This window comes from Devosia equisanguinis (genome assembly GCF_900631955.1).
Lineage (GTDB): Bacteria > Pseudomonadota > Alphaproteobacteria > Rhizobiales > Devosiaceae > Devosia > Devosia equisanguinis.
On record NZ_UZWD01000005.1, the window covers coordinates 18,176 to 28,859 of the forward strand.

Annotated in this window: 8 protein-coding genes and 1 pseudogene; 6 read left to right on the forward strand and 3 right to left on the reverse strand. The window is 63.6% G+C overall.

Going from position 1 to position 10,684, the window contains the following annotated elements:
• Positions 1 to 191 precede the first annotated feature (191 nt).
• The 6 genes and pseudogenes from dapF to DEVEQU_RS02240 all read left to right on the forward strand — a co-directional run bounded on the left by dapF (position 192) and on the right by DEVEQU_RS02240 (position 7,567).
• Positions 192 to 1,040 (forward strand): diaminopimelate epimerase, encoded by an 849-nt coding sequence (gene dapF / locus DEVEQU_RS02215; RefSeq protein ID WP_126148953.1) that lies wholly within the window; start codon positions 192 to 194, stop codon positions 1,038 to 1,040.
• Positions 1,040 to 2,302 carry a tRNA (N(6)-L-threonylcarbamoyladenosine(37)-C(2))-methylthiotransferase MtaB gene (gene mtaB, locus DEVEQU_RS02220; protein WP_126148946.1) on the forward strand — a complete coding sequence of 421 codons (1,263 nt, stop codon included), beginning with the start codon at positions 1,040 to 1,042 and terminating at the stop codon, positions 2,300 to 2,302. Before dapF ends, mtaB begins: the two co-directional genes overlap by 1 nt.
• Before the next feature lie 35 nt (positions 2,303 to 2,337).
• Positions 2,338 to 3,555, forward strand: a complete 1,218-nt coding sequence (gene ftsY, locus DEVEQU_RS02225) for a signal recognition particle-docking protein FtsY (protein WP_126148947.1) — start codon at positions 2,338 to 2,340, stop codon at positions 3,553 to 3,555.
• 266 nt (positions 3,556 to 3,821) lie between these two features.
• Positions 3,822 to 4,436: a septation protein A gene (locus DEVEQU_RS02230; RefSeq protein WP_126148948.1), complete on the forward strand. Its 615-nt coding sequence runs from the start codon at positions 3,822 to 3,824 to the stop codon at positions 4,434 to 4,436.
• 175 nt (positions 4,437 to 4,611) lie between these two features.
• A pseudogene (locus tag DEVEQU_RS02235) lies at positions 4,612 to 6,396 on the forward strand (cation:proton antiporter domain-containing protein); the annotation flags it as partial.
• Positions 6,397 to 7,129: 733 nt separating this feature from the next.
• A complete protein-coding gene (locus DEVEQU_RS02240; protein WP_126148949.1) occupies positions 7,130 to 7,567 on the forward strand; it encodes an RrF2 family transcriptional regulator in 438 nt (145 codons plus the stop codon).
• Positions 7,568 to 7,595: 28 nt separating this feature from the next.
• Here the strand turns inward: DEVEQU_RS02240 and purU are convergent, their stop codons facing one another.
• The 3 genes from purU to DEVEQU_RS02255 form a co-directional block, all read right to left on the reverse strand.
• On the reverse strand, positions 7,596 to 8,450 hold the full coding sequence (gene purU / locus DEVEQU_RS02245; RefSeq protein WP_126148950.1) for a formyltetrahydrofolate deformylase: 855 nt from the start codon (positions 8,448 to 8,450) through the stop codon (positions 7,596 to 7,598).
• A 353-nt stretch (positions 8,451 to 8,803) separates the two neighbouring features.
• Positions 8,804 to 9,616: an ABC transporter permease subunit gene (locus tag DEVEQU_RS02250; protein WP_126148951.1), complete on the reverse strand. Its 813-nt coding sequence runs from the start codon at positions 9,614 to 9,616 to the stop codon at positions 8,804 to 8,806.
• A gap of 1 nt (position 9,617) precedes the next feature.
• The gene (locus tag DEVEQU_RS02255) at positions 9,618 to 10,568 is read right to left on the reverse strand and encodes an ABC transporter permease subunit (RefSeq protein ID WP_126148952.1); all 951 of its coding nucleotides are present in this window, start codon (positions 10,566 to 10,568) and stop codon (positions 9,618 to 9,620) included.
• Between the last annotated feature and the right edge of the window lie 116 nt (positions 10,569 to 10,684).

Below are 10,684 nucleotides of genomic sequence, written 5' to 3' on the forward strand. Positions count from 1 at the left end.
ATGGCGAACAGTAATAATCCGAATCGCAAGAAAGTATTAACCCTGATTTGCCGCGCGCTGCCCAAAGATTGGGATACTGCACAATAGGCCGCCGGTACTGGCAATTTGTCCGTCGATCCGCCATATAGGGCTTGAACTTCCATAGCTGCGATCGTGAAGAGACCGCCGTGAGCGACGTCCCCTTTTTCAAGATGAACGGACTGGGCAACCAGATTATCGTCGCCGACATGCGTGGTACGTCCGCGCGCATCACGCCGGCTGCCGCCATTGCCATCAATGGGCGGGCCGAGACCAAGTTCGACCAGATCATGGCCATCCATGATGCCCGCACGCCGGGCACGGCCAATTATATCGAGATCATCAATTCCGACGGCACGCTAGCCCAGGCCTGCGGCAATGGCATGCGCTGCGTGGTGCAGTCGCTCTCGGCCGAGCAGGGCCGCCAGCTCTTCACCTTCGAGACCATTGCCGGCATCCTGTTCGGGCAAGAGGCCGAAGACGGGCTGATCACCGTCGATATGGGCACGCCGAAATTCGCCTGGTACGACATTCCGCTCAACGAGGAATTTGCCGATACCCGCCAGGTCGAGTTGCAGATCGGGCCGATCGACGATCCGGTGCTGCATTCCCCCTCGGTCATGTCCATCGGCAATCCGCACGCCACCTTCTGGGTGAAGGAGGATGTCTGGTCCTATGCGCTCGACCGCTTCGGACCCTTGCTCGAAAACCACCCCCTGTTTCCCGAGCGCGCCAATATTTCCATCGCCAATGTGGTCAATCCCGAGCGCATCATCCTGCGCACCTGGGAGCGCGGCGCCGGGCTGACGGAAGCCTGCGGCACCGCGGCCTGCGCCGCCTTGGTCAATGGCGCCCGCACCCGCCGCACCAACCGCAAGGCCACGGTGACGCTGCCCGGCGGCGATCTGGTGGTCGAATGGCTGCCCAATGACCATGTGACACTGACCGGGCCGGCCGAGTTCGAATGGCAGGGCAGGCTCGATCCCACCTCCGGCGCCTGGACGCGCAGCGAGGCCGCCTGATGGGTGTGCAAACCCTGACATTCGGCTGTCGTCTCAACGCCTATGAGGGCGAGGTGATGAAAGCCGAGGCGGAAAAGGCAGGGCTCGACAATGCCATCATCATCAATACCTGTGCTGTCACCGCCGAGGCGGTAAAGCAGGCACGGCAGGCCGTGCGCAAGGCGCGGCGCGACAATCCATCCGCCCGCATCATCGTCACCGGCTGCGCCGCCCAGACGGAAGCGCGCTCGTTCGGCGATATGGACGAGGTTGACCTGGTCATCGGCAATCACGACAAGCTCAGGGCCGAAAGCTACAAGCCCATGGTGTTCGGCGCCCCCCTCAATGACAAGGTGCAGGTCAACGACATCGGAAACGTGCGGGAAACAGCCGGCCACCTGATCGAGGGCATGGATGGCTATACCCGCGCCTTCGTGCAGGTGCAGAATGGCTGCGACCATCGCTGTACCTTCTGCATCATCCCCTTCGGGCGCGGTCCCAGCCGCTCGGTGCCCATGGGACTGGTCGTGGATCAGATCAAAAGACTGGTCGCCAATGGTTGTCTCGAGGTGGTGCTGACCGGGGTCGACATTACCTCCTATGGTCCAGACCTCCCAGGCGCGCCCAGCCTTGGCAAACTGGTGCAGTCGATCCTGCGGCATGTGCCAGACCTGCCGCGCCTGCGCATTTCCTCCATCGACAGCATCGAGGCCGATCCGGCGCTTTACGAGGCGGTGAGCAACCCCCGGCTGATGCCGCATCTGCATCTGTCGCTGCAATCGGGCGACGATCTGATCCTCAAGCGCATGAAGCGGCGCCATTTGCGCGACGACGCGCTCGCCATTGTCGACAAGCTGCGCAGCAGGCGCCCCGACATGGTGTTCGGCGCCGATATCATTGCCGGCTTTCCTACCGAAACCGAAGCGATGTTCGAAAATTCGCTGCGCTTCATCACCGAAGCGGATATCACCTATATCCACGCCTTTCCCTATTCGCCGCGCCCCGGCACGCCCGCCGCGCGCATGCCGCAGGTCGGCAAGGCGGTGGCGAAGGAACGCGCTGCCAGGTTGCGGGTAGCCGGGGACGTGCAGTTCGCCGCCCTGTGCCAGACGCGCATCGGCAGGGTCGAAAGCGTCTTGGTGGAACGCAGCGGCATCGGCCGCACCGAACATTTTCTCCCCGTTGCCGTCGGCAAGGATCAGGCCGGAAAATTGGTCAGCATGCGCATGACCGGCGCGGGAGCGGACGGGCTGACCGGCGACGTGATGCGCGCGGCCGCGTGATAAAGTGCCCTCGTGGCAGGATGTGAAGGCATATAATGACCGAGAAAAAGCCCGGCTTCTTTCAGCGCCTCTTCGGCACCCAGCCGGCGCCGACGCCCGCACCGCCGAAAACACGGCCAGAGACACCCGTCGAGCCGGCTCCGCAAAGCCCACCCACGCCTGCACCCGAACCGGTTCCCGAACCCGCGCCGGTGACTCTGCCCGAGCCAAAGCCGGCCGATCATCCCATGCCGCCCGGCCCGCCAGAGACCACGCCGGACTATATCGAGGCCATTGAAGACCAGTTCGTCGCCCCGCCGCCTGCAGTGCCGGAGCCGGCACAGCCGCGCCAGGGCTGGTTCGCGCGGCTAGCCTCGGGGCTGAAGCGCTCCTCGGACAATCTGTCCACCTCGATCACCTCGGTCTTCACCAAGCGCAAGCTCGATGCGGCGACACTGGACGAACTCGAGGACGTGCTGATCCAGGCCGATCTCGGCATCGACACGGCCATGGCCATTACCGAGACGCTGCGCCGTGACCGCTTCGACAAGGACGTGTCGGGCGAGGATGTGCGCAATGTGCTGGCAACCGAGGTCGAAAAGGTGCTCGGGCCCGTGGCTCGGCCGCTGGTCATCGATACAACCAAAAAGCCCTTCATCATCCTGATGATTGGCGTCAACGGCTCGGGCAAGACCACCACCATCGGCAAGCTGGCGCAGAAATTTGCCCGCGAAGGCCGCTCGGTGATGCTGGCTGCCGGCGACACCTTCCGCGCCGCCGCCATCGAGCAATTGCAGGTCTGGGGCCAGCGCACCGGCGCGCCGGTGATAGCGCGACCGGCCGGGGCCGACGCCTCGGGCCTTGCCTTCGACGCCGTGACCCAGGCCAAGGCCGAGGGGCGCGACGTGTTGATCATCGATACGGCCGGCCGCCTGCAGAACCGCGACGAGCTGATGAACGAACTTGAAAAAGTCATCCGCGTCATCAAGAAGGTCGATCCGGAGGCACCGCACGCCACCCTCCTGACGCTCGACGCCACCACCGGGCAGAACGCCATGAAGCAGGTCGAGATTTTCGGCAAGCGCGCCGGCGTCACCGGGCTGGTCATGACCAAGCTTGATGGCACGGCGCGCGGCGGCATCCTCGTCGCCATCGCCAAAACCTTCGGCCTGCCGGTGCACTTCATCGGCGTCGGGGAAGGCGTCGAGGATCTCGAGCCCTTTGAGGCCAGCGATTTTGCCCGCGCCATTGCTGGCTTCGACCCCTCCCGTTAGGGCAAATCTCTCCGGTGGAGAGATTTTAAGCGAGAAGCCCAGAAGGCCGCGAGAGCTATGCTCGAGTGGCAGCGCGAATGGCGCGGTGCCCTCCCGCTTGCTCGTGGTCCTCTCCCCTCACCGACTTGGCTCCGCCCAGCCACCTCTCCCCGAGTGGGAGAGGAACAGGCAAGGTCTCGAGGCCCAAAAAAGCCACTGTTGTCCCCTAGGCGCTTGCATCAAGGGGCTCATGTCGCCACATTGGCGCCAATGCCGTGGAAGAAAACATGACCGAAAAAGCCGCCGAACAGGACGTCAACTGGGACGAGATCAAGCCGCAGATCACCAAGCTGGCGCTTGAGCTCGGGCCGCTGGTCATCTTCTTCATCGTCAATGCCCGCGCCGATATCTTCGTGGCCACTGCGTGGTTCATGGGCGCCATGGTGATTTCGCTGATCCTCTCTAAACTGATCCTCAAGAAGATCGCGGTCATGCCGCTGGTCACCGGTGCGGTGGTGCTGGTGTTTGGCGGGCTGACGCTGTGGCTGCAGGACGACACATTCATCAAGATGAAGCCGACCATCACCAATGTGCTGTTCGCGGCAGTGCTGCTGGGCGGGCTGATGTTCGGCCAGTCGCTGCTCAAATATGTGTTCGGCGACGTCTATAAGCTCAAGCCCGAGGGCTGGTGGAAGCTGACGCTGAACTGGGGGCTGTTCTTCGTGGTGCTCGCCGTGCTCAACGAAGTGGTGTGGCGCAGTCAGACCACCGATTTTTGGGTGGCCTTCAAGGTGTGGGGCATCATGCCGTTGACCGTCATCTTCTCGATGACCCAATTGCCGCTGCTCAGCAAATACGCCCCGACCGACGAGGCGCCGCCTCCGGTCGCAGCCGAGCGCTGACGCCAGCGTCGCGCCGTAAAATCGGCGGGCAGCCCAAGTTCAGCCAAACTTGACCCGATCTATAGGCTTTCACGGCCGGATCGCCAAAGCCCTGAGGCTACTTGGCTTTGCGGCTTGCGCTGGCCGATTGAATGCCCCATCCTGAATTGCTCCCACCGCCCGCCTGGAGGCTCAAATGCATCATGACACCCCCTTGATCACGACGATCGTTGCGGGTCTGGTGCTGGCCTATATCTTCGGCATGATCGCCAACCGGTTCCGGTTGCCGCCGCTGGTGGGTTATCTCTTTGCCGGCATTCTTGTCGGCCCCTATACCCCCGGCTTTGTTGCCGACCAGGCCCTTGGCGCGCAGCTCGCCGAGCTGGGCGTGATTCTCCTGATGTTCGGGGTGGGCCTGCACTTTTCGCTCAAGGATCTGATGAGCGTCAGGGCGTTGGCCATTCCCGGCGCGGTGGCGCAGATCAGCTTTGCAACCCTGCTCGGCGCCGGCCTCGGTCTGATGCTGGGCTGGTCGCTGGGGGCGGCATTGCTGTTCGGCCTTGCCCTCTCGGTGGCCTCTACCGTGGTGCTGCTGAAGGCTCTGCAGGACCGTCGCCTGATCGAGAGCGAGCGCGGCCGCATCGCCGTCGGCTGGCTGATTGTCGAAGACCTGGCCATGGTGCTGGCGCTGGTGCTGGTGCCCGCCATTGCCGGGCTCAACGGCATCGATAGCGGCGTGCACGACCCCTTCGTGTCCTTTGTCGAACGGCTGATCGGTACCGATATCGGTATTTGGGGCGTCCTGGCCCTGACCATGGTCAAGGTCGCCGCCTTTGTCGGCTTCATGCTGGTGGTCGGCCGGCGCCTCATTCCATGGGCACTGCACGGCACCGCGCATACCGGCAGCCGCGAACTGTTCCGCCTGGCCGTTCTGGCCATTGCCCTTGGCGTGGCGCTGGGCTCTGCCGTGCTGTTCGGCGTATCGCTGGCGCTTGGCGCCTTCTTTGCCGGCATGATCCTCTCCGAAAGCGAGCTCAGCCACCGCGCTGCCAACGAGACCCTGCCGCTGCGCGACGCCTTTTCGGTGCTGTTCTTCGTCTCCGTGGGCATGCTGTTCGACCCTACCATCATCCTCACCGATCCGCTGCCGGTGCTGGCCACGGTGTTCATCATCGTCATCGGCAAGTCGCTGGCGGCCTTTGCCATCGTGCTGGCCTTCCGCCGACCGGTGGGCACGGCGCTGACCATTTCGGCGAGCCTGGCGCAGATCGGCGAATTTTCCTTCATCCTCGCCAGCATGGGCGTGGCGCTGACCATCCTGCCGCAGGAAGGCCAAGACCTGATCCTGGCCGGTGCGCTCATTTCCATCGTCCTCAACCCGCTGGTGTTCTGGGGCGTCGAGCTGATCCGTCCGGCCATGGAGGCCCGCTTCCCCAGCCGTGCCAAGCCGGTGGCTACCGATGCCGATATCCGTATCGAGCCCGATGCGCTGTCGCGCGCCGCGACGGGCCCGGCCACCACGGACATGCCCAGTGAAGCGGCCATTGATCGTGGCGCCCCTGGCGCCGACGATGACACCGGCGAACCGTCGCAGCAGAAAAACCACACGATCCTCGTGGGTTATGGCCAGGTCGGCCGCATCGTTGCCGCCGGAATCAAGGCCGAGGGTGGGGGACTCGTGGTGATCGAGGATTCCGACCACGACGTTGCCGCCGCCCGCGCCGAAGGCTTTGAGGTGGTTTTCGGTAATGCCGCCAGCCAGGACGTGCTGAAGCTCGCCAATCTCGCCGAGGCCCGCAGCCTGCTTGTGGCCATTTCCAATGGCTTTGAGGCGGGCTCGGTCTGCGAAAGCGGCCGCAAGCTCAATGCCGGCATCAGCATCGTCGCCCGCGCCTATTCTGAGGAAGAGGAGACGTTCCTGCGCGGCTGCGGCGCCACCACGGTGATCCGTGGCGAGCGTGAAATCGGCAAGGGTATTCTGGCGTTCCTGCGCGATGAGGGGACGATTGTGCCGCCCGTGCCGGAAGAGCCGAAACTGCCGGCGTCGGAAAATCTGCTGGCCAAGGCGAGCCTTGTCGCCATCGAACCGGTCATCACCGCGCCGATGGAGGCGCCGGCCGCTGAAGCGTCGAGCGAGACGGTGGTTGCCCCTGTTATTGAGCCCGAGACAGTGACTGTCCTCGAGGCGCCATTGCCGACCGAAACGGCGGAGGCTGAGGTCACGAGCGAGCCGGTTGCCGAATTTCTTCCCGCTGCCGATATCATCGCTATCGACACCCCGATTGTCGGCGAAGCCCCTGCCACCATTGACGAAATCGTGCCGCACGTGCCTGTGGTCGAGCCAGAAAATACCGCAGTCGTGGTCGAGGCCGTCGCGATCGAACCGCAGAGCACGATTGCGGACGTGGTGGACAGCGCAACCGAACCCGCAGTACTGGCCGAGGCCAGCGAGGCAGCGGTCGAGCCCATAGCCACCGATGACGTGGTCAGCACGGTTGATGCCGAGATCATTGTCGATGCTGAGCCGGAATCCGAAACGCAGCCGCCGGTGGAGCCCGAAGCGGGCAAGGCGCTTGCGCCCGAGGCGGCCGATGTGCAAAGGCAGGACGAGACCGAAAAGGAGCCGGACCAGCCGGAGGATGCGGCCAAGCCCGTGGTGCCGCCGGTGGAGCCCGAACCCAAGCCCTGACAGCAGCGGGAGGACCGAGCAGATCATGATTTCGCAAAAGGCCAAATATGCGTTGCGCGCTCTGGTGTCTCTGGCCCGGGCGGAACGCGGCCAGACGCGCATGATCGGCGAAATCTCCCGCGACCAGGCGATCCCGAAGAAATTCCTCGAGCAGATCCTGCTCGAACTCAAGCGCGCGGGCTATGTTTCCAGCCGCCGCGGACGCATGGGCGGCTATGAGCTGATCAAGGCGCCGGAGGAAATCATGTATGGCGAGGTGCTGCGGCTGATCGATGGCCCGATCGCGCCCCTGCCGTGCCTCTCAAAAATCGCCTACAGAAAATGCGAAGATTGCGGCGACGAGACCAGTTGCGAAATTCGCCATGTTTTCGAGCGTGTTACGCTGGCGACCCGGGCGGTGCTGGACCGCACGAGCCTCGCGGACTCGCTCAATCTTGAGGACCTGCCGGTCGAGGCGGCCTGAGGCGCTTTCGCGCTCAGGGGCGGCCGGATCAGCCGAACACCACCGTCTTCTTGCCGTTGAGCATGACCCGGCTTTCGAGGTGCAGCTTGACCGCGCGCGCCAGCACCCGGCTCTCGATGTCACGGCCGGCGGCGACGAGGTCGTCGGGGCTCATCGCATGGGTCACGCGGGCGGTTTCCTGCTCGATGATCGGGCCTTCATCGAGGTCCGGAGTGACGTAATGGGCTGTGGCGCCAATGATTTTGACGCCGCGCTCATGCGCCTGGTGATAGGGCTTGGCGCCCTTGAAGCTGGGCAGGAACGAGTGGTGGATATTGATCACCTGCCCGAAAAGACGGGTGGAGAGATTGTCCGAAAGCACCTGCATATAGCGGGCGAGGACGACGAGATCGGCGCCGGTGGACTTGACCAGGTCGAGCACCTGCGCCTCTTGGTCGGCCTTGCTGTCCTTGGTCACCGGCAGATAATGATAGGGAATGCCGGCGTCTTCGGCGATCTTGCGGGCGTCCTGGTGGTTGGAAATGATGGCCGCAACCTCGGCGTCGAGCCAGCCGACACGGATCTGATAGAGCAGATGCAGCAAGGTATGGTCGAACTTGCTGACCATGATGACAATGCGCTTCTTGCGGCTTTCATCGGCCAGAGCGGTCTTCATCTCGAAGCGCTCGATGGGTGATTTCAGAGCCTTTTCAAGCACTTCCCGCGTCACCCCTTCCGGCGCGGTGAAGGCCAGGCGCATGAAGAAGCGGCCGGTTTCGCGGTCCCAGAACTGATTGCTTTCCGCGATATTGGCCTTGAGCGCCGCGAGCTCCGTGGTGACGGCGGCAACGATACCGGGGCGGTCGGCGCAGCTGAGGGTCAGGACGAAATTGGCCGAGGACATCTGGGTGGCTCCCTAAATTCTGCCCAGCGGTATCAATGGCTTGCGGCCCGGCGTCAAGCCCAAAGCGGCAACAGAAAAGGGCCGTCCCTGGGGACGGCCCTTCCTGAGCTTGTCGGCCTCGAGAGCCGGGAGGTGTGTGCTGTTAGCCGAGATCACTCCCAGTCAACACACGAAAACCCAGACCTTCCTCGAGTACCAAAACCTCATAAGACACTGGATCACCTCCTTTGCTTCGGTTGAACATGAGGTGAGCTTGCGCCCGTTCCGAACAAGTGTCCAGTCACAAAAACATCACACTCCAACATGCGAGTCTGACCGCGATATGAACGGTTTCTGAACGAAACCGCCCGGGATCAGGCCCGCGCCTTTTTGGGGCGCGAGCGCAGCTGGATCACGGTGGCGGCCAGCACGCCCAGGGCGACGATGCCGATGATGATGGTGGCCAGCGCATTGACGTCGGGCGAGACGCCCAGCCGCACCTTGGAGAAGATCACCATCGGCAGAGTCGAGGAGCCCGGGCCGGAGACGAAGCTGGCAATGACCAGATCGTCGAGCGAGAGGGTAAAACCCAGCAGCCAGCCCGAGACCAAAGCCGGGGCGATGATCGGCAGGGTGATGTCGAAGAAGGTGCGCAGCGGCGAGGCCCCGAGATCCATCGCCGCCTCTTCGAGGCTGCGGTCGAAGTCGGAAAGACGCGACTGCACCACGACGCACACATAGGCGGTGCAGAAGGTGGAGTGGGCGATGACGATGGTCAGCATGCCGCGGCCCTGCGGCCAGCCGAGCAGGCTTTCCATGGCCACGAAGAGCAGCAGCAGCGACAGGCCGGTGATGACGTCGGGCATGACCAGCGGCGCCGAGACCATGCCCGAGAACAGGGTGCGACCGCGAAAGCGCCGGAAACGCACCAGGGCAATGGCGGCCAGCGTGCCGAGCACCAGGGCAATGGTGGCGGCGAGCGCAGCGATCTGCAGGCTGAGCCAGGCGGCGCTCAGCATCTGCGGATCGCGGAACAATTCGCCATACCATTTGAAGGAGAAGCCAGACCACACGGTCACCAGGCGGTTCTCGTTAAACGAGAAGATCACCAGACTGACGATGGGCGCATAGAGGAACGCGAAACCCAGGACGGCGGCGATGGGCAGGAACCAGCCACGACGGAACATCTTACTTCTCCACCACGGCGTTCTGGGCGCGCTGTAACAGCATGATCGGCACGACCACCACGACCAGCATGGCGCAGGCGACGGCGGCGGCGCGCGGCCAGTTGGTGGCGGTAAAGAACTCGTCCCAGAGCACGCGGCCGATCATCAGCGTTTCCGGGCCGCCCAGCAGCGAGGGAATGACGAATTCGCCGATGGCCGGGATGAAGACCAGCATGGAGCCGGCGACGATCCCCGGCAGGGACAGCGGCAGGGTGATTGACAAAAAGGTGCGCAGGGGGCGGGCGCCGAGATCGGCAGAGGCCTCGAGCAGGCTCTCGTCCAGTTTCACCAGCGTCGTATAGAGCGGCAGGATCATGAAGGGCAGATAGGTATAGACCAGGCCGACATAGACGGCGAAATCGGTCTGCATCATCACCAGCGGCTCGATGCCGAACACGCCCAGCACTTGGTTGATGACACCATTGCCGCGCATGAAACCGGTCAGGGCATAGACGCGCAGCAACAGCGAGGTGAAAAAGGGCAGTACCACCAGCATCAACAGGATATTGCGCCAGGGATCGGGCGAGCGGGCGATGGCATAGGCCATCGGATAGCCGATCAGCAGGGTGATGACGGTGGAGATGAAGGCGATGCGGATCGAGGAGAGATAAGCGGCGACATAGAGATTGTCGCTGAACAGCCGGACATAGTTGGAGAGGTGCAGGGTCAACTGCACCATGCCGTCCTCGGTGGTGAGCAGCGGCGAATAGGGCGGCCGGCCGAACTGCTTGGTGGTGAGCGAAATGCCGAACACCACCGCCAGGGGAATGAGGAAGAAGACGAGCAGCCACAGCGCCGGCGCGGCCAGCACCAGCATGCGCCCGGTAATGCCGATCTTGGCCAGTCGGCGCTCGACCGCATTCCAGGGCTTCAGCCGACGCGGCGGCGGATAGGTGGGGTCGGGTGTGGTCATGGAGCTGTCCCGTCACTGACGGCGCGTTCTAGCGCCCCCTCCCTTGAGGGGGAGGGTTGGGGTGGGGGGTAGTGCAGTGATTCACTGATGGACCCCCTCCCTCGGTCCCTCCCCTC